The sequence below is a fragment of the Pseudomonas asplenii genome (assembly GCF_001293465.1).
Lineage (GTDB): Bacteria > Pseudomonadota > Gammaproteobacteria > Pseudomonadales > Pseudomonadaceae > Aquipseudomonas > Aquipseudomonas fuscovaginae_B.
Genome location: NZ_JSYZ01000018.1, coordinates 16,854 through 39,366, shown reverse-complemented (window position 1 = coordinate 39,366; position 22,513 = coordinate 16,854). Strand labels below are relative to the sequence as shown.

The following is a 22,513-nucleotide window of genomic DNA, read 5'->3' as shown; positions in this document are numbered from 1 at the left end:
CTATGAATGAGCCTGTGAAGAGTACGGGTTCCCGTCGTCCGCCGAGCTGGCGGCGTGCGGTCTTGCTGACCTCGATGCTCTCTCTGTCCGGGCTGGGGCTGCCGGCCGGTTCGCTTTGCGCCGCCGAGGCCGGCACGGCCGACGGCGTCTACTCCATCGAATCCTCCAAGGCCGCCAAGGGCCTGTTGCTCGACGTGGTCCACGCCGGTGCCCGCCTGGTCGCCGTGGGGGATCGCGGGCATATCCTGTTTTCCGATGACCAGGGCACGACCTGGACCCAGGCCCGGGTGCCGACCCGACAACTGCTCACGGCGGTCTATTTCGTCGACGACAAGCACGGCTGGGCCGTCGGCCACGATGCGCAGATCCTCGCCAGCAACGACGGCGGTGCCACCTGGAGCAAGCAGTTCGAAGACCTCAAGCGCGAAGCGCCATTGCTGGACGTCTGGTTCAAGGATGCCAACACCGGTTTCGCCGTCGGCGCCTATGGGGCCCTGCTCGAAACCACCGATGGCGGCCAGCACTGGGAAGATGCCAGCGACCGCCTCGACAACGAAGACCAGTACCACCTCAACGCCATCGCCGCGGTCAAGGACTCCGGCCTGTTCATCGTCGGCGAGCAGGGCAGCATGTTCCGCTCGGCCGACTGGGGCCAGACCTGGGAACGCCTCGACGGTCCCTACCAGGGCTCGCTGTTCGGCGTGCTCGGTACCTCCGAGCCGAGCACCCTGCTGGCCTACGGCCTGCGCGGCAACCTCTATCGTTCCAGCGATTTCGGCTCCAACTGGGAGCCGGTCGAACTCAAGGCCGCCCGCGGGGCGCTGGAGTTCGGTCTGTCCGGCGGCGCCCTGCTGGCCGACGGTTCGCTGGTGATCGTCGGCAATGGTGGCAGTGTGATCCGCAGCACCGATGACGGCGTGACCTTCAGTGTCTTCAATCGTCCCGACCGCATTTCCCTATCGGCGGTCACCACGGCCGGCAACGGCAACCTGATCCTGGTCGGCCAGGGGGGCGCCCATGTCGCCTCGCCAACCGGCAGCGAGCAGGGCAAATAACAAGAAGGCGGGGAGTTTCACATGAGCAGTCATCATCAGGACAAGGCGACGTTTCTCGAACGCCTGATTTTCAACAACCGCCCGGCAGTGATCGTGATCTGCCTGCTGGTCAGCATCTTCCTGTTCTGGCAGGCGACGCTGATCCGTCCGTCCACCAGCTTCGAGAAAATGATTCCGCTCAAGCATCCGTTCATTGAAAAGATGATGGAGCACCGCAACGACCTGGCCAACCTCGGCAACACCGTGCGCATTTCGGTGGAGGCCCGGGACGGTGACATCTTCAGCAAGGCATACATGGACACCCTGCGCCAGATCCACGACGAGGTGTTCTACATCCCCGGTGTCGATCGCTCCGGCCTCAAGTCGCTGTGGAGCCCCAGCGTGCGCTGGACCGAAGTGACGGAGGAGGGCTTCGCCGGCGGCGAGGTGATCCCGCAGAGCTACAACGGCTCGGCCGACAGTCTCGACCAGCTGCGCAACAACGTGCTCAAGTCCGGCCAGGTCGGGCGCCTGGTGGCCAACGACTTCAAGTCGAGCATCGTCGATATCCCGCTGCTGGAGTCCTACCCGGACCCGCAGGACCAGGGCAGGCTGCTCAAACTGGACTACCAGAAGTTTTCCCACCAGCTCGAAGAGAAGATCCGCAACAAGTTCGAGGCGCAGAACCCCAACGTGAAGATCCACATCGTCGGTTTCGCCAAGAAGGTCGGCGACCTGATCGACGGCCTGATCATGGTGGTGATGTTCTTCGGCGTGGCCTTCGTCATCACCCTGGTGCTGCTGTACTGGTTCACCTGGTGTATCCGCAGCACCATCGCGGTGCTGATCACCACTCTGGTGGCGGTGATCTGGCAACTGGGGCTGATGCATGCCGCCGGTTTCGGCCTGGATCCGTACTCGATGCTGGTGCCGTTCCTGATCTTCGCCATCGGCATCTCCCACGGCGTGCAGAAAATCAACGGTATCGCCTTGCAGTCCAGTGAGGCCGACAATGCCCTGACGGCGGCGCGGCGAACCTTCCGGCAACTGTTCCTGCCGGGGATGATCGCGATCCTGGCCGATGCCGTGGGCTTCATCACGCTGCTGATCATCGATATCGGGGTGATCCGCGAACTGGCGATCGGCGCGTCGATCGGCGTGGCGGTGATCGTGTTCACCAACCTGATCCTGTTGCCGGTGGCGATTTCCTATGTCGGCATCAGCGGCAAGGCGGTCGAGCGCAGCAAGAAGGACGCGACCCGCGAACACCCGTTCTGGCGCCTGCTGTCGAACTTCGCCAGCCCCCGGGTGGCCCCGGTGTCGATTTTCCTGGCCCTGCTGGCCTTCGGTGGCGGCCTCTGGTACAGCCAGAACCTGAAGATCGGCGACCTCGACCAGGGTGCGCCGGAGCTGCGTCCCGACTCGCGCTACAACAAGGACAACAGCTTCATCATCAACAACTACTCCACCAGCTCCGACGTGCTGGTGGTGATGGTCAAGACCACGTCCGAGGGTTGCTCGCGCTACGCGGCCATGGCCCCGATCGACGAACTGATGTGGAAGATGCAGAACACCGAGGGCGTGCAGTCGGCGATCTCCCTGGTGACCGTGTCCAAGCAGATGATCAAGGGCATGAACGAGGGCAACCTGAAGTGGGAGACCCTGTCGCGCAACCCGGATGTGCTGAACAACTCCATCTCCCGCGCCGATGGCCTGTACAACGCCGACTGCTCGTTGGCGCCGGTGCTGGTGTTCCTCAACGACCACAAGGCTGCCACGCTGGACCGGGCGGTTCATGCGGTGCAGGACTTTGCCAAGGAGAACAGCAGGGAGGGCCTGGAATTCCTGCTTGCGGCCGGTAACGCCGGGATCGAGGCGGCGACCAACGAGGTGATCAAACAGGCGGAACTGACCATTCTGATCCTGGTGTACATCTGCGTCGCGGCCATGTGCATGATCACCTTCCGCTCCTGGGCGGCGACCCTGTGCATCGTCCTGCCGCTGGTGCTGACCTCGGTGCTGGGCAACGCGCTGATGGCCTTCATGGGGATCGGCGTGAAGGTCGCGACCCTGCCGGTGGTGGCGCTGGGCGTGGGCATCGGCGTGGACTACGGGATCTACATCTACAGCCGCCTGGAGAGTTTCCTGCGTGCCGGGCTGTCGTTGCAGGAGGCCTACTACCAGACCCTGCGTTCCACCGGCAAGGCGGTGCTGTTCACCGGCCTGTGCCTGGCGATCGGTGTCTGCACCTGGATCTTCTCGGCGATCAAGTTCCAGGCCGACATGGGCCTGATGCTGACCTTCATGCTCCTGTGGAACATGTTCGGGGCGCTGTGGCTGCTGCCGGCGCTGGCGCGGTTCCTGATCAAGCCGCAGAAGCTGGCGGGCAAGGTAGGGGGATCCTTGCTGGCCCATTGAGACCGTCAGAAAAGCTTCGCGGGCAAGTCGGATCGCCGCACCGCCGGCTCCTACAGGGCGGTGTGCATCTCGGTCTTGTGCCTGGCACGGACCTGTAGGCGCCGGGCCTGCCCGCGAACCGCCCCTGGCGGGCACCCGCTGCGATGCAATATCGCCTATCATTGCCCCTTTCCCGAAAAATGATAGAAACCGCCATGACCGACACCTTGCCCACTGCCCTTGAAGCCTGCGACATGCTGGAAATCGACGGCCTGCACGCCTTCGATTTCACCCTCGACGATGCCGGCCTGCTGATCGAGTGCATGGACGGGCGCGCCGCCAAGCGTTGGAGCTTCAGCCTGGCCCAGGTGCAGGCGGCCACCTTCGACGAGACCCTGCAGAGCTGGGTCGTGGTCGGCGACTCCGGCGAGCATCGCCTGGTGTGCCTGAGTGCGTTCAGTGCCCGGGAGCAAGCGGAGGATGAACAGGATGATGCGTAAGTTCTGGCCCCTGCTGATGGCCGGCAGCATCGGCTCGATGCCGGTCCTGGCGGCCCCAGGCGACACCGTCCAGTTGCTGGTCGGCTCCTACACCGCCGGCAGGAGCGAAGGCATCTACCGCCTGCAGTTCGACAGCCGCACCGGCAAGCTCGACCCCAAGCCGCTGCAGGTGATCAAGACCGCCAATCCTTCCTGGCTGACCCTCTCCGGCGACCAGCGTCGGCTGTACGCGGTCAATGAAAACGGCCCCGGCCAGAAGGACCCGGTCGGCCGGGTCAGCAGCTACTCGATCGACCCCAGGAGCCACCAGCTCAAGCCGATCAACCAGGTGCAGAGCCTGGGCAGCGAGCCGACCCATGCCAGCCTGAGCGGCGACCAGCGCTACCTGTTCGTCGCCAACTATTCGGTACTGGAAGATCCGGGCGGCAGCCTGGCGGTACTGCCGGTGGATGCCAAGGGCAAGCTGTCGCCGCCGGTCCAGCTCAGCAGCCACCCGGCTAGCCTGGTCAACCTGGAGCGGCAGGCTTCGGCCCATGTGCATTCGGTGGTGTCGTCGCCGGACGGGCGTTTCGTCTTCGCCAGCGACCTGGGTGCGGACAGGATTTTCGTCTACCGGTATGACCCCAAGGCCAACCCGGAACGGCCGCTGACCCCGGCCAACCCGGCCTACGTGCAATTGCCGCCGGGCAGTGGTCCACGACACCTGCTGTTCAGCGCCGATGGCAAGCATGCCTGGCTGAGCACCGAAATGAGCGCGCAGATCACCGTGTTCGACTACCAGGACGGCAAGCTCACCCAGAAGCAGCGGGTGGAACTGGCTGACCAGCAGCCGCTGTCGGACAAGGCCGCCGCGGCCCTGCATGCCTCGAAGGACGGCAAGTTCCTCTATGCCAGCAACCGTGGCACCGCCAACCAGTTGCTGGTGTTCGCCATCGACCCGGCCAGCGGCGAGCTCAAGGAACTGCAACGGCGTTCGGTGGAAGGCGATCACCCGCGTGAGTTCACCCTCGATCCGAGCGGCAGGTTCCTGCTGGTGGCCAACCAGAAGAGCAACCAGATCGTGGTCATCGAGCGCGATGCCGACACCGGCCTGTTGGGCAAAACCGTGCAGACCTTGCCCTTCGAGGCGCCGAGCTACCTCGGCTTCCTGCCGCGACAATAGACCGCAGGCCCCGGTTTACAAGGGGCTTGCACTTCTATTAATCACGCTGATATCCGCTACTGCTGCAATGAATTTCAACCCGAACAGCTCTCGGATGTACTTTGGACTCACGGCCTGAAAGGGCAAGCCAGCCAACTGACATTCGAGGGTTTTCGACATGAACTTCAATCTCTTCTCCATCATCGCCGCTTCCGCCATCTCTGCCAGCGTTGCCCTGCCAGCCAGTGCCAGCGTCGAGATCAGCGAGAAAAAATCCCATACCCAGAGCTACACCCCCAAGTACCTGCAACAAAGCGCCAACTTCTACGCCGCCCTGGATCACAAGGCTCAACACTGAGCGCTGAACCAGCCCGCAACGCCGGAGCGAATGCACTCATTCGGCAGTTGGTCCATTGACCGCCTGCCATGAGAGTGAATTCGCCCCGGCGTTGTCGTTTCTGCCGTTTTTGTTTCAACCCGATAACAGGATTCATATAAGCCGGGATTAAATTTGACGCTGGCTTATTGACTCTTGGCGATTAATATTGCTGATAACGACTATTTAAATAGTTGCCTACTTAGTTATGCGGTTATGATGGATCCTATAGGCATGACATTCGCCTGTGGAGAAAGAACACCATGGCCAGCAACCTCCTGACATCTGCCCGACACGGCGCCTACCTGGCTATTGGCCTGTATGTGGCGCTGGTGCTCGTCATCAGTCTGTCGAGCCTGCTGCACGGCTCGGACGATGCGGCGATCCAGTTGGCGACGCCGAGCATTCCGCTCGAACACAAGACCCAGTCCGCCGGCGTGCTCGCGCACAACGCCGACGCCGGGGCCTGATTCACGGCTGACGCTAGCGGGTCAGTCGGCAGCTGTAGCCGGCTTGGCCATTACCGCGATAAACAGCGGTGAGGCGAGAAACCGCTCCAGCCAGTCCCGCAGTCGCCGATAGGGTGTCTGCGCGAACCACTCCCGATCGACATGGGCGAACTGCCGGACAAAGGGGGCCAGGGCCATGTCAGCCAGGCTGCGATGCTCGGCCAGCAACCAGTCGCGCTGTTGCAGCAGATCTTCCAGTTTGCGCAGGAACGGCTCGGCCTCGGCCCGGTAGTGCTCCATCGGAAACGCCGGGTAGCGCACCGCGTATTTGTAGCGGTCCAGCCGCCGCTTGAAGTCGCCGTCGTTTTCCTCGATCAGGGCCATTGCGGCCCGGGCGGCCAGCGGGTCGCCCTGTAGCAGCCAATCTTCAGGGTCATGCCGGGCCAGCGCCCAGTGCATGATCTCCAGGCTCTGTTCGATCACCTGCCCATCGCCGCAGGCCAGCACCGGCACCGTACCCTTGGCTGACAGCGCGAGCATCGCCGCCGGCTTGGCCTTGAGGCTGACTTCCTCGATGTGCACCGCCACGCCCGAGTAGCGCAGCGCCAGGCGCGCACGCATGGCGTAGGGGCAGCGGCGGAAGGAGTAGAGCAGCGCCGTTTTCATTTCACCTCCAGGGTACTCAGGCCGTTGCCCTGGCGTTGCACCTGGATCTGCACCGGGATGCGTTCGTGCATTTCCTGCACGTGGGAAATCACTGCGACCTTGCGCCCCTGGGCCTGCAGACCGTCGAGGGCGTCCATCGCCAGTTGCAGCGATTGCGGATCGAGGCTGCCGAAGCCCTCGTCGATGAACAGCGATTCGATCTTCAGCGTGCTCGAAGCCATCGAGGCAAGCCCGAGGGCCAGGGCCAGCGACACCAGGAACGTCTCGCCGCCGGACAACGAATGCACCGAGCGCAGTTCGTCGCCCATTTCGGTGTCCAGCACCAGCAGCCCGAGCATGCTGCCGCCGCGCTTGAGGCGGTAGCGCCGCACCAACTGACGCAGTTGCACGTTGGCATGGTGGACCAGCAGGTCGAGGTTGTAGGCCTGGGCCAGCTTGCGGAAGCGGTCGCCGGTCGCCGAGCCGATCAGCGCATCCAGGCGCGCCCAGCGCTGGTACTCGGCATAGGCATGGGCAATGCGCTGCGCCAGCGCCTGGTTGGCATCCTGCCGACGTTGGTCGTCGACCTGTTCGGCCCGCAGCTCGGCGCAGTGCTGTTCGCTGGCGGCGAACTGCTGCTGACAGTCGGCCAAGGCGCTGGCCAACTGCTCGGCGTCGGGGTTGCCGTTGTGCTGGGCCTGGTGTGCCTGCAGGCGCTGTTCGCGCTCCTGCAGCAGAACCTGGGCCTGTTCGACGGCCTTTTCGTTGCGCAGCAGGTGCTGGCGCAGCTCGGCGACCTGGCTGTCGTCCAGTGCCAGCAAACTCTGCAGGGCGCTGTCGTCCAGTTCCGGGTGGCCGGTGCGCCATTCGGCGATCTTCCCCGCCAGCGCGTTGGCCTCCTGTTCCAGGGCCTGCTGATGCTCCTCCCGGGCCTTGAGCTCGGTCGCGATTTGTACCCGTTGCGTGCGCGTGTCCTGCAACGCCTGGGTGGTGCTGCTCTCGGCCTGGCGCGCCTGTTCCACCGCCTGCTCGAGTTGCTGCTGCCAGTGATCGGCACTGTCGTGTCCACCGAGCAGTTGGCTCAGTTGCTGCTGGCTGGCCTGCTGCTGCGCGGCCAGTGCCTCGAACTGTTGCCTTGCGCCTTGCCACTGCTGTTCGCGGCTTTGCTGGCGCTCCAGTTCCAGCTCCAGGGCCTGTTGGCGCTGTTGCTGTTCGGCCAGTTCATCGCGTTGCTGTTCCCGTTGCTGCAGGCGCTCGGCGAGCTGCCGGTCCAGTTGCAGGAAGGTCGCCGCCGGTTCGTTGCGCAGGGCCTCCAGGGTCGGGGCCGGCAGCAGGGTGGCGAAGGCCGCCAGTTCATCGTCCAGGCGCTGGCGGTCGCCGGCCAGTTCGCGCTGCTGCTGCTCCAGTTGCCGGGCGGCCTGCTGGTGCGCGGCTTCGGCCTGGCGCAGTTGCTGGGTCAGTCGCGCGGCGTCCTGTTGCAGGGTGAGCAGGGCGTTCTGGCGCTGCTCGTCGCGTGTCAGGTTCTGGTTCAACTGGCTGGTTTGCCGCTCCAGCCAGGCATCGCGCTGGTCGGCGTGCTGGTCCAGCAGTTGGGCCGCCAGCGGATGCGCTTCCAGGCTGGGCGCCAGGGCCTGCTGCTGGCTCGTCAAGTGCTCCTGCTGGGCCAGCAGTTCCTTCTGCTGGGCGATCAGCCCACCCACCTCGGCACGCAGTTCGGTAAGCCGTTCCTTGAGCCGGTCCACGGCAGCCTGGGCATTGGCCTGTTCACTTTCATCGTGGCGGCCAAGGCTCTGCAGTAGTGCCTCGGGCTGATGGTAGGGATGTTCGTGGCTGCCGCAGACCGGGCAGGGCTGGTCATCCTGCAACTGTGCGCGCAGTTCCTCGACGCTGGCATTGCGGGCCAGGCGTTGACGTTCGAGCAGTTCGCGGGTGACGTTGAGCGTCTGTTCGGCCACCTCCAGTTCGGCCTTGGCCCTGACTCCGTCCTGGGTCAGGCGCTCACGCTCCTGCTGGGCGCTGCTCAGGCGTTGCTGCAATTGGGCGGCGCGTTGGTCCAGGTCCTTTTGGCTGGACCATAGCCGGGCCAGGTCCTCGACGGCCCGCAACTGCTTGCGGTTGTCCTGCAGCAGGCTGCCGAGAATGCCGATCTGCTCGGCCACGGCGTCCGGTTCAGCGGCAGCCTCCTGATAGAGGACTTCCAGTTGCTGTTTCTGGGTGCCCAGCGCCTGCGCGGTTTCGCCGGCGGTGCGTTCGAGGCCGGCCAGCTCGGCCTGGCCCTGGTTGAGCCGGTTGCCGATCAGCATCAACTGCTGCAGGCGGTCGCGGTAGGCGGTCCAGGCCTCGCTCAAGGGCGCGAGATCGCTGCTGTGCTCCAGTTGCGTGGCAATCTGTTGCAGGCGCTCGGCAATCTGCTGCTGCCGCTCCTGCAGGGCCTGGATGGTCGCCTGGCCCTGGTCCCGGGCCTGCTGCGCAGTGTCTTGTGCCTGGGCGGCGAGTGCCGCATCCCTGGCCAGTCGGGCGAGGTTGCCTTGCTCGTCGAAGGCCTGGCGCAGCAGCGGGGCGCTGCCGCTCTGCTGCTGTTGCGCGCTGTTCAGTGCGGCCTGGGCGGTGGTCAGAGCCTGTTCCAGCTGTGCCTGGCGTTCGCTCAGCGCCTCATGCTGCTGGCGCTGCTGCGTGATCTGCTCGGCCAGGGGCGGCAGTTGCCCATCGATTTCCAGCTTGCGGGCAAACTGGTGCCGTTGCGGGGCCAACTGCTCCAGCCGTGTCAGCTTCAGGCGCTCGTCGGCCAGTGCCTGCTCTTGTTGCCGGAGGCTTTCCAGTTGTTCGGCAGCCGCCTGGCGGGCGTCCTGCAACTGCTGCAATTCCTTGAGCCAGCCGTGCTGCTGTTCGAGCTGGCGCAGTCGGGCCTTGTGCAGTTCCAACTGTCGCTGCGCGCTGTCGAAGCGTTCGTCGAGTTCGGCGCGGGCTTCGGGGCTCATCGGGGTGAGGCCCACCGCCTGGTCCTGCAACAGCTTGTGGGCTTCGCGGGCTTCCTTGGCCTTGTCGAAGGCGCGGCGACCGAGGCGAGTGTAGAGCGCGGTGTCGGTGAGCTTTTCCAGCAGTTCACTGCGTTCGTTGTCATCGGCCTTGAGGAAGGCGCTGAACTCGCTCTGGGCCAGCAGCACGGCGCGGGTGAACTGCTCGAAGTTCAGGCCGAGGCAGGCTTCCAGCTGGGCCTTGTATTCGCCTTTCTGGCTGGCCAGCAACTGGTCGCTGTCGAGGTCGCGCAAGCTCTGGCGGCTGGCCTGCAGCTTGCCATTGGTCTTGTCCCGGGCGCGGTTGGCTTCCCAGCGGGCGCGGTAGCGGCGACCGTCGATCCCGACGAAATCGACTTCGGCGAAGCCGGCACCGGTACCGCGGCGCAACAGGGTGCGGGGATCGCCGGTGCTGATTTCGCCATCGGCATCCGGCACCTTGGCATCGCGCGAGGCAGTGTTCAGCCGGGGGACGGCGCCGAACAGTGCCAGGCAGAGGGCGTCGAGCAGGGTGCTCTTGCCGGCGCCGGTCGGTCCGGTGATGGCGAACAGGCCGGTGCTGGCCAGCGGCTCGGCGGTGAAGTCCAGTTCGAACGGGCCGGCCAGGGAGGCGAGGTTCTTCAGGCGAATGGCAAGAATCTTCATGGCTGCTCGTCCTCCAGCTGCACTTCCTGCAACAGCAGGGCGAAGTCATCGAGGGTCTGCGCGTCCACTTCGTTGCCGTAGTGGTCCTGCCAGGCGCGGCTGAACAGGTCCTGGGGGCTGAGCTGGTCGAGCTCGACCAGGCGTGCGTTATCTTCCTCGTCTTCGCGTGCACCGCGGCCGGCGTATTCGGCGGCGATGCGCACCAGGCGCACGGCCTTGCCCTGCAGGGCACTTTCGATCTGCTGGCGCAGGTCCGGCTGCGGTTCGTCGAGGCGTACCCGCACCTCCAGCCAGGGTTGGCGTTGCAGGTCGGCCAGCAGGTCGACATCGGGCAGCTCGGCGAGCCTTTCCAGGATTTCGGCGAAGGGCAGCGGGCCCAGGCGTTGCAGGTCGACGGCGCGTGGTACCAGGCGTGGTTCGACGCTGACCAGGGTTTCGCCGTCGAGCACGATATCGAGGATCTGGTGTTTGTAGCCGATCTCCGAGAACGACAGCGGGATGGGTGAGCCGCTGTAGCGGATACGTTCTTCGCCGTTGACCTTCTGCGGCTTGTGCAGGTGACCCAGGGCGACGTAGCTGACGCTGGCATCGAACAGGCTGGCGGGCAGGGCCTCGGCGCTGCCGATGATCAGGCTGCGTTCGGAGTCTTCGGAAACCGAGCCGCCGGCCATGTGCGCGTGGCTGATGGCGACCAGTGCCTGGCCGGGCTGGCGCCTGGCCTTGGCCGCCTCGATCAGCCAGCGGTGGACCTGGCCGATGCCACGCAGGTAATCGTCGCCCAGCAGCGCGCCGGTGACTTCGGCCGGGCGCAGGAAGGGCAGGGCCAGGCACCAGCCGGCGATCTCGCCGTTGGCGGCGGGCAGCGGGATCAGCAGGCGCTCGCTGTCGAGCTGGCCGTCCTCTAGCCAGAGCACCCGGCCCAGGGCGTGGGTGCGCAGGCGGCGCATCAACGGCGCTGGCAGTTCGATGCGCGAGCCGGAATCATGGTTGCCGGCGATCATCACGATGGTCAGTTGCGGCTGTTGCTCGTGGGCGCTGACGATGAAGTCGTAGAGGCGCTCCTGGGCTTTGACCGGCGGGTTGACGGTGTCGAAGATATCGCCGGCGATCAGCAGTACGTCCGGTCGTTGGCTGGCCAACTGGGCGAGCAGCCAGGTCAGGAAGCAGGCATGTTCGAAATCCCGTTCCTGGCCATGAAGGTTCTGGCCCAGGTGCCAGTCGGAGGTATGAAACAGGCGCAAGGCAAACTCCGCGAAGACGGTGGCGACCGCTCAGGACAAGGTGGCGGTGCGAAAGACCGACAAGTCTACTGGTAAATCCGTGGGGAGTGGCGATACGGGTTTTGAGGCATCAGGAAATTTCGCATTGGCGCCCCTTTACGCGTTGCCCCCTGTAGGAGCCGGGCTTACTTGGGGTACAGCGGCGGCAGCCCGCTGTCGCCGACCGGGGCCTGGACCCGTTCGGCCGCCGGGATGGCGCGAACCACCCGCCACAGTTCCTCGCCTTGCCAGTACTGGCCGGTCTCGCTGTACAACGCGCCATTCAGGCCGTCCAGGGCATCGGACAGCGGTACGAAGCGCGCGGCCATCTCGGCCAGGGTCTCCGGCTGCTGCCGGGCCCAGGCATCGAGCGCCTGGCGCGTGGCCTGGGGATCGTTGGCCAGGCAGGTGCGCTTGAGGTCGTCGAGCAGGGTCCGCGGGCTCGGTCCGGCCTGGGCGGCGCGGTGCACCGCCGGCTGCGAGCGGGCGCGCCACCACAGGCCGAAGCCGAGCAGGGTGGTGCAGGCCAGCAGCAGCGTGCTGAGCTTCCAGATCCACAGGCTCGCCGCGTCGGCGGCGATGTTCGCCGGTACGCTGTTGACCGGCGTATCCACTGCCAGGCTCGGGTTGTTCGTGACCTGCAGGCTGCGCGCCGGCAGGGTGGTGCGCTCCACGTGCTCTTCGTGGGTGTTCCACCAGACCACGCTGATCGCCGGCAGCTCAAAGGTGCCGCTGTGGGTCGGGACCAGGGCTTCACGTTCTTCGCGACTGCCGATCAGGCCGCGTTCGCTGTTCTGGTTGCTCAGTTGCGGCTGGTCCGGGTAGCGGCGCAGGCCGCTGATACTGGTGGCCGGCAGCGGTGGCAACTGGGCGCTGGACAGGCCTTCGGCCTTGAGGGTGAGGCTGCGGGTCAGCGAGTCGCCGACCTGGCTGTGGTCCGGCTCCGGGCTCCAGCTTTCGCCCAGGCTCAGGCTGCGCGCCGGCAGCCACGGTGCATCGGCGGGCCAGGCCGCCGGTTGCGGTTTGACGTCGAGGGTCATCTCGGCCGAGCTGACGTGAATCAGCTTGCCGGGCTTGGGGCCGGCCGGTGTCTGGCCCTGATTCTGGCCCTGGCCGGTCTCCGCCAGGGTGGCGCTGAACACCAGCGCCGGAATCGCCAGCTTGCCGCTGTGCTGCGGGTAGATGGCATAGCGCAGCTCGATCACGCCATGGCGCACGCCGTTGATCAGCTTCTCGTAGGTGCGCGATTCGCCCAACTGCTCGATACGTGCATCGCCCAGTTGCAGCGGGCTGAGGTTGCTGTCGTCATACAGCGACACCGAATGGTAGATGCGCAGGGTCAGCACCGCCTGGGCCTGGACATAGACGCTGTCCTGGTCAAGGCTGGTTTCGATGAACACCGAGGCCAGGCTGTTGGCCGGTTCCTGCTGGTCGCTCTGCACCACCTGCAGGGTGATCGGCTGGCTCTGCAGTTCGCCCAGTTGCAAGGCGGGAATCACCACGTCGCCGCTGTGTCGTGGCAGCAGGGTGATGATCCAGCGGGTCGTCGCCTGCTTGTCGCCGCCCAGGGTGGTCAACTGGTTGACCTGGCGCGTGCCGCGCACTTCGAACTCGCCGGCCAGCGGCTCCAGGTCCGGCTTGCCGAACTGCGTGACATCCCGCGATTCCAGGGTCAGTTCCACCGATTCACCGGAATTCACGCGCGTGCGGTCGACGCTGGCGAGCAGCCCGTCGGCATGGGCCGGCAGGCTCCAGCAGAGCAGCCACAGCAAGAGGGCGGAAAAGCGGTTGATCATCGGGTCTTGTCCTGATGGAGCTGTTGTTCGTACCAGAATTTGCGCCTGAGCAGCTCGCCCGGATCGTCGGGGATCTGCCGCAGCCATTGTTCGAGGGCCTGGCGCTGTTCGCCCTCGATATTCTGCGCGGCGCTGCGCAGCGGTGGGCGGGTGGTCCGTTCGTCGTCCAGCTCGCTGCCCGGTACCTCATTATCACCTGTTGGCGCGGCCGAGGCATCGGTCGATGCAGTGTTCGGCGGCGGGTCCTGGGTCTGTGGCACGGCCTCGGCTGCCTGTGGCTGCGCGGGTGTGGCGCTGCTGGAGGAGGCGTCGTGCAGAGTGGAGGACGGCTCGCCGGTGGCGGCGGTTTCGTCGGGCTTGACCGGCTGGGGTTCGGAGCGGCTGCGTTGCTCTTCCAGTATCTGCTCCACCAGGGCCTTGTTTCTCAGCGCCGGGCGCAGGTCGGGCTGGCGTTCCAGGGCCTGTTCATAGGCGTCCAGGGCGGCCTCCAGCTCGCCGCCCTGGGCCAGGGCATTGCCGCGGTTGTAATGGGCGTTGGCATCGTCGCCTTCGGCGAACTTGCGGGCCGCTGCCGTATAGTCGCCGGCTTCGTAGAGCGCCAGGCCCTGCCATTGCGGGTCGTCGAAATGCCTGGCCGCCTCCAGCGGGCGCTGCTGCTCCAGTAGCCGCATGCCTTGTTGATCCGGACGCAGCCACAGGTCGGTGAATTCGAAGGCCTGGCTCGGTGGCGGGAACATCAGCAACAGCGGCAGGCAGAACAGCCAGCCGCGCCGGCCGGCACAGGCGGCCAGCACCAGCAAGGGCAGCAGCAGCCAGTAGCCCTGGTCTTCCCAACTGTCGAGCTGGACGAACTGGCCATCGTCGCGCAGATGCCGTGGCCCGTCGAGCAGGCCGAGGCCGCGCAGGTCGCTTTCGTCGACACGGCTCTGGCGATAGCGGCCGCCGACTTCCGTGGCGAAGGCCTTGAGGCCCGGGCTGTCGAGGCGCGGTACGCGGATCGCGCCCTGGGCATCCTTGAGGAAACCGCCATTCTCCTCGGCGACCGGGGCACCGTCGCGCGTACCGACACCGAGGATCAGCAGGCTGTGGGGCTGTTGCGCCAGGGCCTGGCGGATGCCTTCGCGTTCCTGTTCACTGAGGGACGAGCCGATCAGCAGCAGTCGTCCCTGGCCCTGGGCGCCGCGTTCGAGCAGGGTCAGCGCCTTGGCGACCGCGAGGTCGGCGCGATGGCCCGGTTCGGGCATGATCGATGGCTTCAGCGCATCCAGCAGGTTGCGGCTGGTGCCCATGTCATCGGACAGCGGCACCAGGGTGTGGGCGCTGCCGGCATAGACGATGATCGCCGTCTGCGCATCGCTGCGCGCGCGCATCAGGTCGAACAGCTTGCGCCGGGCCTGTTCCAGGCGGTTTGGTGCGATATCGGTGGCGAGCATGTCCGGGGTCAGCTCCAGCAGCACCACCAGCGGGTCCTGGGGCTTCTGGGTCGATTGCTCGATGCGCTGCCAGCTCGGGCCGAGCAGGGCCAGCAGGGCCAGGGCCCAGCCCAGGCCGAGGACCACCCACGGCAGCCGGCTCTCGCGACCGCTGCCGCCACCGAGCAGTACGCGATGGAAGGCCGGCGGCAGGATCATCTGCCAGCGTCCGGCCCGTTTCTGCCGATGCCAGAGCCGCCACAGCAACCAGCCGAGCAGGGGCAACAGCACCAGCCAGGCGGGGCGGAACCAGTGTGGCCAGAGGCCTGAGAGGAATTCGCCGCTCATCGGCGCCTCCGCAGGCGCAGGCGCTTGAGGCGTTCACGCCACTCGGGGTGCTGCGGGAGGAACTGGCGACGCGCCAGCCAGCGTTGCAGCAGGTTGTCCGGCCACTGCTCGCGGGCCACCAGCAGCAGGCTCAGGGCCAATGCCAGGGCCAGCGGCCAGTGATAGAGGGCGCGGGCGGGGCGGGCCTGGGTCGGTTGCTGGGCCACCGGTTCGAGTTTGTCCAGGGTGCTGCGGATGCTTTGCAGTTCCTGGCCGTCGCGGGCGCGGAAATACTGGCCACCGGTGACCTGGGCGATTTCCTTGAGGGCCGGTTCGTCGAGGTCCATGCTCGGGTTCAGTCCGAGCATCGACAGGCTGCCGCTCTGTTCCGGGTCGGCCCCGATGCCGATCGGGTAGATTTTCACCTGCTCCTCGGCCGCCAGACGGGCCGCGGTGATCGGGTCGATCTGGCCGCCGTTGTTGGCGCCATCGGTCACCAGGATCAGCACCCGGCTTTGGGCCGGCCGCTGGCGCAGGCGCTTGAGGGCCAGGCCGATGGCATCGCCGATGGCGGTGTTCTTGCCGGCGATGCCGATCTTCGCTTCATCCAGCCAGACCCGCACGGTGCGCCGGTCGAAAGTCAGCGGCGCCTGGACGTAGGCCTTGCTGCCGAACAGGATCAGCCCGACCCGATCGCCTTCGCGGCTTTCGAGAAAGTCGCCCAGCAGGTGCTGGACCAGGCTCAGGCGGCTGACGTCTTCACCTTGCCAGCGCATGTCGGGATATTCCATGGAGCCGGAGACGTCCACCGCGACCAGCAGGTCGCGGCCGCTGGCGGCGATCGGCAAGGGTTCGCCCAGCCACTGCGGTCGGGCGGCGGCGATCAACAGCAGCAGCCAGAGCAGCACGAAGCGCGCCTGCTGGCGCCAGCCGGGCAGGTTGAGGCGGGCACGACGGCGGGCCAGGGTTTCGAGATCGGCAAGAAAACTGACCTTCAGCGCCGCCTCGCCGCTGTCGGCCACCGGCAGCACCAGCCGCAGCAGCCAGGGCAGCGGGAACAGGGCGAAGATCCACGGCCAGGCGAACTCAAACATGCTTGCGGATCCAGGTGTCGATGGCCTGGTTCAGGCCGGCGATGGCCTTGTCGTCGAGTTTGCACTCGGGCTTGTAGGCGCCCTCCACCAGCACCATCCAGCGCGTCAGGCCGGCGGCCGGGCAGCGGTTGTCGAGGAAGGCCAGCCACTGGCGGCCATTGAGGGTATGACTCTGGCTGCCCGGATAGTGGTTGCGGCACAGGCGCTTGAGCAGCCCGTTGAGTTGCTGCAGCCAGGCACCGGCGGGTGCGCCGTCATAGGGCTTGGGCAGGCGCGCGAGTTCCTCCAGCGCGGCCAGCCGTAACGGGTCCAGCGGCTGTTCGGCACGCGGCAGCGGACGTCGGGCCAGCAGCCAGCGCCGCAGGTACCAGAGGCCGACGCCCAGCAGCGGCATCGCCAGCATCAGCAGCCACCAGCCCGGTGCTGGCGGCCAGAAACCCTGTACCGGTGGGGTGATCAGCGGTTGCAACTGGTCCAGGCCGCTCATGACGGTTTTCCCGGCCGTTGCGGGTTGAGGTACTCGCGCAACTGCTCGACCATTTCGCCCTGGGTGCTCAGGGGCATCAACAGCACCCGCAGCTTCTGCGCCAGCAGTTCCCAGCGGGCGGCCCGCGCGTCGCCCTGGGCACGATAGGCCTGGCGCAGTTCCGGGTTCAGCGTGTCGAGCTCCAGCAGCGCGCCACGGTCGGCGAAGCGCAGCAGGCCGGCGGCGGGCAGGGCGTGGTCGAGCGGGTCGGACACCGGCAGCAGCAACAGGTCGCAATGACGCGACAGCAGGCTCAACTGACGTTCGGCGGCATCGGTCAGCGCGCGCTCGTCGCAGATCACGATCACCAGGCTGCCCGGGCGCAGCACTTCCCGCGCACGGATCAGCGCCTGGCCCAGGGTATCCTGGCCGGCGGCGACGTCGGTGTGCAGCGAATGGTTGACCCGCACCAGCCGGTTGAGCAGTTGCAACAGGCTCTGCTTGCTGCGCCGCGGCTTGATTTCATAGTGCTCGTTGTCGCCGTAGACCAGCCCGCCGACCCGGTCGTTATGACCCAGCGCGGCCCAGCCGATCAGGCTGGCGGCCTGGGCGGCGAGCACCGATTTGAACATCTGCCCGGAGCCGAAGAACAATTGCCGGCTCTGCTCGACGAGGATGAAAATCGGTCGCTCGCGCTCCTCGTGGAACAGCTTGGTATGCGGTTCCTGGGTTCGCGCGGTGACCCGCCAGTCGATGGTGCGCACGTCGTCGCCGGCCTGGTAGACCCGCACCTGGTCGAAGTCCACACCACGGCCGCGCAGTTTCGAATGGTGCAGGCCGATCAGCGGGCTGCGCTGGCTCGGCGTCGAGAACAGCCGTACTTCGCGCACGCGATGACGCATCTCGATCAACTCGGCGAGAGTGGTACGGATGCCGGGCTCGGCGGGTAGCGGGGTGATCATTGTCGGGGTCAGGCGACGGCGACGACGTCGAGAATCCGCTGGACGACCCGATCCTGGTCGATCCCCGCCGCCTCGGCTTCGAACGACAGGATGATGCGGTGGCGCAGTACATCGAACAGCACCGCCTGGATATCTTCCGGGCTGACGAAGTCGCGTCCGGCCATCCAGGCGTGGGCGCGGGCGCAGCGGTCGAGGGCGATCGAACCGCGGGGGCTGGCGCCGTAGGCGATCCACTCGGCCATTTCCGCGTCGAACTTGGCGGGACTGCGGGTCGCCATCACCAGTTGGACCAGGTATTCCTCCACGGCGTCGGCCATGTACAGGCCGAGGATTTCCTTGCGCGCGGCAAAGATCGCCTGCTGGCTGACCCGGCGTTCGGGCTTGGCCTCGCCGTTGAGCGCTTCACCGCGGGCCTGCTGCAGGATCCGCCGTTCGACGGCGGCATCCGGGAAGCCGATCTTGACGTGCATCAGGAAACGGTCGAGCTGGGCTTCCGGCAATGGATAGGTGCCCTCCTGCTCGATCGGGTTCTGGGTGGCCATCACCAGGAACAGTGGCGACAGGTCATAGGTGCTGCGTCCAACGCTGACCTGGCGCTCGGCCATGGCTTCGAGCAGCGCCGACTGGACCTTGGCCGGGGCCCGGTTGATCTCGTCGGCCAGCACCAGGTTGTGGAAGATCGGCCCCTGCTGGAACACGAAGCTGCCGGTTTCGGGCCGATAGATCTCGGTACCGGTGATGTCGGCGGGCAGCAGGTCGGGCGTGAACTGGATGCGATGGAACTGCGCTTCGATGCCTTCGGCCAGCTCCTTGATGGCCTTGGTCTTGGCCAGGCCGGGGGCGCCCTCGACCAGCATGTGGCCGTCGGCCAGCAGGGCGATCAGCAGGCGCTCGATGAGCTTTTCCTGGCCGAGAATCTGCGCTGAGAGAAAGGTTCGCAGCGCCAGCAGCGCTTCACGATGTTCCATCGATGAGTGTTCCTGGAGAGGGGGGCGACGGCATGCGGATAAATGTCGTCGCCGGGGGCGTTACTTTAATCCATCGAGGGTCGTGGCGACTAACGGACAACGGGATTTTTCTGATTTTTCGGGAAAAATCCTGCGTTGTTGAGAGTCATTTCTCACGGATGCAGTGCACCTGCGCTTTTCAGCCCAGTTCGCTGACGTAGGTGCCGGTACCTTCCAGGATGTTCCTGAGGGTCTGCTCGATCTCGGCCAGTTCCGCAGCGTCGGTGCGGTGCAGGATTTCCAGGTGCTCTGCGCCATTGAGCGCATCGGCGTCACCCGGTGCGACTTCGATCAGCAGGCGGGTGGCGCCGAAGGTGACCTTGACCCCGTCCAGGGTCGACGGTTCGCCGTCCAGGGTGATTTCCAGCTCGTCCTCGTCCGGGTAGCGGGTCATCAGGAACATCTCGCCCTTGTCACTGTGGCAGCAGAGCATGGCCATGTTGTCTTCTTCATCGTCGCAGGGGTTGGCGATGAGGTGGGCGGTACTGAACGGCATGGGCTGGTGTCCTGTGGGGAGCGGGGGAGAGGCGATATTTTGCCTGTATCCGCAATATTTTTCAGGAACCGATGGCGACGGCCCGGCAATCGGCTCGCGGTTTCGCTTCGCCGACCGCCAGGAGACATTATGTAGGAAGTGTCTTGGTTCTAACTTCACTCATTCCATTTTGTGTTCAGAGTTCTCGTATAGACCTGTCATTTCTGACAGTAGACGATGTGCGACGAAGTCTTGATAATCATCGCCAAGCCGAGTTCCTGCGTTGTCCGGTTCAAGATTTTCCTGGAAATCTTCTAACGGAGGAATAAGGCCTTGAAAGTCTCGATCCTGATGTGTACCTACAATGGCCAACGATTTCTGGCCGAGCAGATCAACTCCTTTGAACGCCAGAGTCATTGCAACTGGAGCTTGGCGGTATCCGATGATGGCTCCAGTGATGCCACACTGGAAATAGTCGACAGTTGTACCGGTGATTGGCCAGCAGGACGGCTGAAGGTCTTTTCCGGTCCGCGCAAGGGCTTTGTCGCCAACTTCCTGTCATTGACCTTTCGTCCCGAAGTTCAGGCGGATTTCTATGCCTGGTCGGATCAGGACGATATCTGGAACGAAGACAAGCTCGAAACCGCGCTGATGTGGTTGCAGAGTGTTCCCGGGCATGTGCCGGCCTTGTATTGCGGGCGTACCCGGTTGATCTCGGAATTGGGCATCGACGCCGGTCGGTCTCCCTGTTTCTCCCAGCCTCCGGACTTTGCCAATGCGCTGGTCCAGAACATCGGGGGTGGCAACACCATGGTGTTCAACCATGCCGCCCGCGAACTGCTGCGCGAAGCCGGGCCCGATGTCTGCATTCCCTCCCATGACTGGTGGGCCTACCAGTTGGTGTCCGGGGCCCGGGACGGGGTGGTCTTCTATGACCCGCAACCCAAGACACTCTACCGCCAGCACAAGGCCAACCTGGTCGGCAGCAATGCCGGATGGCTGGCCCGTCTCCATCGGATCCGCATGCTGATCCATGGTCGTTTTCACGAGTGGAATCGGCAGAACATCCGCGCCCTGGAATTGATGGGACATCGCCTGGATAGAAGCAATGTCGAAATATTGTCGCTCTTCAAAACCGCCCGTGAGCAACCGCTGTTTCACCGGATCTCGGGTATCAGGCGTTCCGGAGTGCACAGGCAGACGCCTGTTGGAAACCTGGGGCTGATGTTCGCGGCGCTGATCAGGAAAATCTGAACAGCCGTATCTGATGTTCATTGGCTATTTGTCTGGCCTGGTTACAAGCCAGGTGTTTTTTTATTGTCAGGGGTTCGACTGCATGCTCCCACTCGCGAATAGAACGAGAGATACTTCCAGAGGGTTGTGGCGCCAGCGAAGTCTTATCCTGATGTTGGTTCGGCATGAACTTTCCAGGCGTTGCCATGGTTCGTTCGGGAAACTGTTGCGGTCATTGGCCAATCTGCTGTTCATGTGGGCTATCTATGTTTTTGTCTTTGGGGTGGTGCTCCAGTCTCATTGGCGAACGGATGGCAGTTTATTTCTGCCGTTCTCCCTGACGATCTTCATCGGTTTGATCGTTTTCAGTCTTTTTGCCGAATGCCTGGGGCGGTCACCCCATCTGGTGCTTGCCCACGGCTACTACGTGAAGAAAATCGCATTCCCTTTCGAGGTATTGCCGCTGGCATTGCTGGCGGGGGCGGTTCTCCAGTTCCTGATCAATCTCTGCGTCTGGTTGATCCTGTGCGGGCTGTTTTTTCAGATACCGCCCCTGACCTCTCTGCTGTTGCCGCTGGTGGTGCTGCCACTGGCGCTCTTCGCCCTCGGGCTGTCCTGGATCCTGGCATCGTTGGGGACCTATCTGCGCAATCTCGGGGCGTCGGTCGGCGTATTGCTGACCGCGCTGCTGTTTCTGTCGCCGGTCTTCTATCCGATCGAGGCGCTGCCCGAATCCCTGCGCCCCCTCATGGGCCTCAACCCACTCGCCCAGGTGATCGAGAACGCCCGACTGGTGATGCTTTCGGGGCGATGGCCAGATCTTTCCGCCTGGTCGCTATCGGTACTGGCCGGTGGTGGGGTGGCGTGGTGCGGGCTGGCGTTTTTTCGGATAACCCGCGGAGGGTTTGCCGATGTCCTCTGAGATCGTCCTGCGGGTCGAGGAGGTGGGCAAGTGCTATCGGCGCTATGGGCGGCCCCGCGACCGCCTGCTGCAGATGCTGCCATTGGTACGTGACTGTCCCTGTCGTGAGTTTCGGGCACTGGAGCAGGTTTCGTTCGACATGCACAGGGGCGAGGCTATCGGTATCGTCGGCCGCAACGGCGCCGGCAAGTCAACGCTGTTGCAGCTCATCGACGCGACCCTGAGTCCCAGCTCGGGACACATTTTCGTCACGGGGCGTGTTGCGGCGTTGCTGGAGTCGGGGAGCGGATTCGATCCTCGGCTCAGCGGGCGCGAAAACGTCTATCTGGTCGCTACCCTGCATGGTCTGGGCAAGGAGGAGATCGACCAGCGGTTTTCCGCGATTGCCGCCTTTGCCGATATCGGCGGCTTCATGGAGCAGCCGGCGAGTACCTATTCGAGCGCCATGCATGTGCGCCTGGCGTTTGCAGTGATCGCTCATGTCGACGCCGATATCCTGCTGATTGACGAGGCGCTGGCGGCTGCTGAGGACGGCTTTGTCGAACGATGCCTGCGCTTTCTTCGTGAGTTCAAGCAGCGGCATTCGGTGATTCTTGTCAGTCACGATATCGCGGCGATCACCGGCCTGTGTGATCGGGTGATCTGGTTGGACCGTGGCACCCAGCGACAGCTCGGAGAACCCGGCCCGGTCTGTGCAGCCTATCTGGATGACCTGCGGGCCTCGACGGCGGTCGGTCGGCGGGCTGATGCGGATGGATATGGGCGTCTTTTCAAACCAACCGGTCCTTGGTTTTCGCCGGCCCCGGCCCGGCGTATCGGCGAGATCAATGCCTGTGGTCTGGCGGGCGATCTGCAGGTGTTCCGTTTTGATCCCGAGGCCCCGGGAACCTTTGGTGGGCGGGAGGCACGCATCGTTCATGTCGGGCTCAATGATCGTGCCGGTGTCGCTTTGAGTTGGGTGGCCGGCGGCGAACGGGTCACCCTCACGATCGAAGCCGAGGTGCATGTCCACATAGAACAGCCCGTCATCGGGTTTTCCGTCAGGGATGCCCTGGGCCAGACACTATTCGGCGATAACGCCTGCACCGGTCCCCAGGGCAGGCCGGGTGCCGCTGCGGCGGGTGCCTGCCTGTCGGTGGCGTTCGAGTTTCCCATGCCGAGGCTGGCCCGGGGCGACTATGTCGTCCAGGTCGCCATCGCCGATGGCGAGCGCAACGATCATCGGCCGTTGCACTGGTGTGACGAAGCCTTGCTGATCAGATCCACCCATGACCCTCTGGCGCAGGAGCCCCACAACACGGCCCTCGTGGGCAGCGGCCTGAATAGGAGTGGCTTGTGAAGAGTTCCATGCATTCGACA

General features: G+C 64.9%; 19 protein-coding genes. 9 read left to right on the top strand and 10 right to left on the bottom strand.

The annotated features are described in order from the left end of the window. Positions 1-2 precede the first annotated feature (2 nt). The 6 genes from PF66_RS21795 to PF66_RS21770 all read left to right on the top strand — a co-directional run bounded on the left by PF66_RS21795 (position 3) and on the right by PF66_RS21770 (position 5,918). A complete protein-coding gene (locus PF66_RS21795) occupies positions 3-1,055 on the top strand; it encodes a WD40/YVTN/BNR-like repeat-containing protein (RefSeq protein ID WP_054063809.1) in 1,053 nt (350 codons plus the stop codon). Positions 1,056-1,076: 21 nt separating this feature from the next. Then, positions 1,077-3,452, top strand: coding sequence for an efflux RND transporter permease subunit (locus PF66_RS21790; protein WP_054063808.1), 2,376 nt, complete (start codon positions 1,077-1,079; stop codon positions 3,450-3,452). Between the two features lie 194 nt (positions 3,453-3,646). Next, the gene (locus tag PF66_RS21785) at positions 3,647-3,931 is read left to right on the top strand and encodes a DUF5629 family protein (RefSeq protein ID WP_054059170.1); all 285 of its coding nucleotides are present in this window, start codon (positions 3,647-3,649) and stop codon (positions 3,929-3,931) included. After that, the gene (locus PF66_RS21780) at positions 3,921-5,093 is read left to right on the top strand and encodes a lactonase family protein (protein WP_054059169.1); all 1,173 of its coding nucleotides are present in this window, start codon (positions 3,921-3,923) and stop codon (positions 5,091-5,093) included. The genes PF66_RS21785 and PF66_RS21780 overlap by 11 nt, the downstream gene beginning before the upstream one ends. Before the next feature lie 157 nt (positions 5,094-5,250). Further along, positions 5,251-5,430: a hypothetical protein gene (locus tag PF66_RS21775; RefSeq protein WP_054059168.1), complete on the top strand. Its 180-nt coding sequence runs from the start codon at positions 5,251-5,253 to the stop codon at positions 5,428-5,430. 281 nt (positions 5,431-5,711) lie between these two features. After that, complete coding sequence (locus PF66_RS21770) at positions 5,712-5,918, top strand: hypothetical protein (protein WP_054059167.1); 207 nt, start codon at positions 5,712-5,714, stop codon at positions 5,916-5,918. Positions 5,919-5,939: 21 nt separating this feature from the next. Here PF66_RS21770 and PF66_RS21765 read toward each other — a convergent pair whose 3' ends face one another. From PF66_RS21765 to PF66_RS21720, 10 genes are all read right to left on the bottom strand, one after another. Then, positions 5,940-6,563: a glutathione S-transferase gene (locus PF66_RS21765; RefSeq protein WP_054063807.1), complete on the bottom strand. Its 624-nt coding sequence runs from the start codon at positions 6,561-6,563 to the stop codon at positions 5,940-5,942. Further along, entirely contained in the window at positions 6,560-10,201 is a 3,642-nt protein-coding gene (locus PF66_RS21760) for an AAA family ATPase (RefSeq protein WP_054063806.1), read from the bottom strand. Before PF66_RS21760 ends, PF66_RS21765 begins: the two co-directional genes overlap by 4 nt. Further along, positions 10,198-11,442 carry an exonuclease SbcCD subunit D C-terminal domain-containing protein gene (locus PF66_RS21755; RefSeq protein WP_054063805.1) on the bottom strand — a complete coding sequence of 415 codons (1,245 nt, stop codon included), beginning with the start codon at positions 11,440-11,442 and terminating at the stop codon, positions 10,198-10,200. Before PF66_RS21755 ends, PF66_RS21760 begins: the two co-directional genes overlap by 4 nt. Positions 11,443-11,606: 164 nt before the next feature. Further along, complete coding sequence (locus PF66_RS21750) at positions 11,607-13,253, bottom strand: BatD family protein (RefSeq protein ID WP_054063941.1); 1,647 nt, start codon at positions 13,251-13,253, stop codon at positions 11,607-11,609. Beyond that, on the bottom strand, positions 13,253-15,016 hold the full coding sequence (locus PF66_RS21745; protein WP_054063804.1) for a tetratricopeptide repeat protein: 1,764 nt from the start codon (positions 15,014-15,016) through the stop codon (positions 13,253-13,255). Before PF66_RS21745 ends, PF66_RS21750 begins: the two co-directional genes overlap by 1 nt. Then, the gene (locus PF66_RS21740; RefSeq protein ID WP_054063803.1) at positions 15,013-16,089 is read right to left on the bottom strand and encodes a vWA domain-containing protein; all 1,077 of its coding nucleotides are present in this window, start codon (positions 16,087-16,089) and stop codon (positions 15,013-15,015) included. The genes PF66_RS21745 and PF66_RS21740 overlap by 4 nt, the downstream gene beginning before the upstream one ends. Then, positions 16,082-16,576: a DUF4381 domain-containing protein gene (locus PF66_RS21735; RefSeq protein WP_054063802.1), complete on the bottom strand. Its 495-nt coding sequence runs from the start codon at positions 16,574-16,576 to the stop codon at positions 16,082-16,084. The genes PF66_RS21740 and PF66_RS21735 overlap by 8 nt, the downstream gene beginning before the upstream one ends. Continuing rightward, positions 16,573-17,517, bottom strand: coding sequence for a DUF58 domain-containing protein (locus PF66_RS21730; protein WP_054063801.1), 945 nt, complete (start codon positions 17,515-17,517; stop codon positions 16,573-16,575). The genes PF66_RS21735 and PF66_RS21730 overlap by 4 nt, the downstream gene beginning before the upstream one ends. A gap of 8 nt (positions 17,518-17,525) precedes the next feature. Next, positions 17,526-18,485, bottom strand: a complete 960-nt coding sequence (locus PF66_RS21725; protein ID WP_054056598.1) for an AAA family ATPase — start codon at positions 18,483-18,485, stop codon at positions 17,526-17,528. Positions 18,486-18,663: 178 nt separating this feature from the next. Further along, positions 18,664-19,020, bottom strand: coding sequence for a hypothetical protein (locus tag PF66_RS21720; protein WP_054063800.1), 357 nt, complete (start codon positions 19,018-19,020; stop codon positions 18,664-18,666). Positions 19,021-19,332: 312 nt separating this feature from the next. On the opposite strand from PF66_RS21720, the gene PF66_RS21715 reads away from it, so the two are divergent. The 3 genes from PF66_RS21715 to PF66_RS21705 all read left to right on the top strand — a co-directional run bounded on the left by PF66_RS21715 (position 19,333) and on the right by PF66_RS21705 (position 22,493). After that, the gene (locus tag PF66_RS21715; RefSeq protein ID WP_342633328.1) at positions 19,333-20,253 is read left to right on the top strand and encodes a glycosyltransferase family 2 protein; all 921 of its coding nucleotides are present in this window, start codon (positions 19,333-19,335) and stop codon (positions 20,251-20,253) included. 151 nt (positions 20,254-20,404) lie between these two features. Further along, complete coding sequence (locus PF66_RS21710; RefSeq protein ID WP_054063939.1) at positions 20,405-21,154, top strand: ABC transporter permease; 750 nt, start codon at positions 20,405-20,407, stop codon at positions 21,152-21,154. Then, positions 21,144-22,493 (top strand): ABC transporter ATP-binding protein, encoded by a 1,350-nt coding sequence (locus PF66_RS21705; protein WP_054063799.1) that lies wholly within the window; start codon positions 21,144-21,146, stop codon positions 22,491-22,493. The genes PF66_RS21710 and PF66_RS21705 overlap by 11 nt, the downstream gene beginning before the upstream one ends. Positions 22,494-22,513: the final 20 nt, after the last annotated feature.

What these genes read in the sequence shown, in the direction of transcription:
- PF66_RS21765 (WP_054063807.1), bottom strand. Translation starts at nt 6,563, where the DNA reads ATGAAAACGGCGCTGCTCTACTCCTTCCGCCGCTGCCCCTACGCCATG.
- PF66_RS21740 (WP_054063803.1), bottom strand. Translation starts at nt 16,089, where the DNA reads ATGTTTGAGTTCGCCTGGCCGTGGATCTTCGCCCTGTTCCCGCTGCCC.
- PF66_RS21795 (WP_054063809.1), top strand. Translation starts at nt 3, where the DNA reads ATGAATGAGCCTGTGAAGAGTACGGGTTCCCGTCGTCCGCCGAGCTGG.
- PF66_RS21775 (WP_054059168.1), top strand. Translation starts at nt 5,251, where the DNA reads ATGAACTTCAATCTCTTCTCCATCATCGCCGCTTCCGCCATCTCTGCC.
- PF66_RS21705 (WP_054063799.1), top strand. Translation starts at nt 21,144, where the DNA reads ATGTCCTCTGAGATCGTCCTGCGGGTCGAGGAGGTGGGCAAGTGCTAT.
- PF66_RS21745 (WP_054063804.1), bottom strand. Translation starts at nt 15,016, where the DNA reads ATGAGCGGCGAATTCCTCTCAGGCCTCTGGCCACACTGGTTCCGCCCC.
- PF66_RS21785 (WP_054059170.1), top strand. Translation starts at nt 3,647, where the DNA reads ATGACCGACACCTTGCCCACTGCCCTTGAAGCCTGCGACATGCTGGAA.
- PF66_RS21780 (WP_054059169.1), top strand. Translation starts at nt 3,921, where the DNA reads ATGATGCGTAAGTTCTGGCCCCTGCTGATGGCCGGCAGCATCGGCTCG.
- PF66_RS21710 (WP_054063939.1), top strand. Translation starts at nt 20,405, where the DNA reads ATGTTGGTTCGGCATGAACTTTCCAGGCGTTGCCATGGTTCGTTCGGG.
- PF66_RS21760 (WP_054063806.1), bottom strand. Translation starts at nt 10,201, where the DNA reads ATGAAGATTCTTGCCATTCGCCTGAAGAACCTCGCCTCCCTGGCCGGC.
- PF66_RS21730 (WP_054063801.1), bottom strand. Translation starts at nt 17,517, where the DNA reads ATGATCACCCCGCTACCCGCCGAGCCCGGCATCCGTACCACTCTCGCC.
- PF66_RS21725 (WP_054056598.1), bottom strand. Translation starts at nt 18,485, where the DNA reads ATGGAACATCGTGAAGCGCTGCTGGCGCTGCGAACCTTTCTCTCAGCG.
- PF66_RS21790 (WP_054063808.1), top strand. Translation starts at nt 1,077, where the DNA reads ATGAGCAGTCATCATCAGGACAAGGCGACGTTTCTCGAACGCCTGATT.
- PF66_RS21720 (WP_054063800.1), bottom strand. Translation starts at nt 19,020, where the DNA reads ATGCCGTTCAGTACCGCCCACCTCATCGCCAACCCCTGCGACGATGAA.
- PF66_RS21735 (WP_054063802.1), bottom strand. Translation starts at nt 16,576, where the DNA reads ATGAGCGGCCTGGACCAGTTGCAACCGCTGATCACCCCACCGGTACAG.
- PF66_RS21770 (WP_054059167.1), top strand. Translation starts at nt 5,712, where the DNA reads ATGGCCAGCAACCTCCTGACATCTGCCCGACACGGCGCCTACCTGGCT.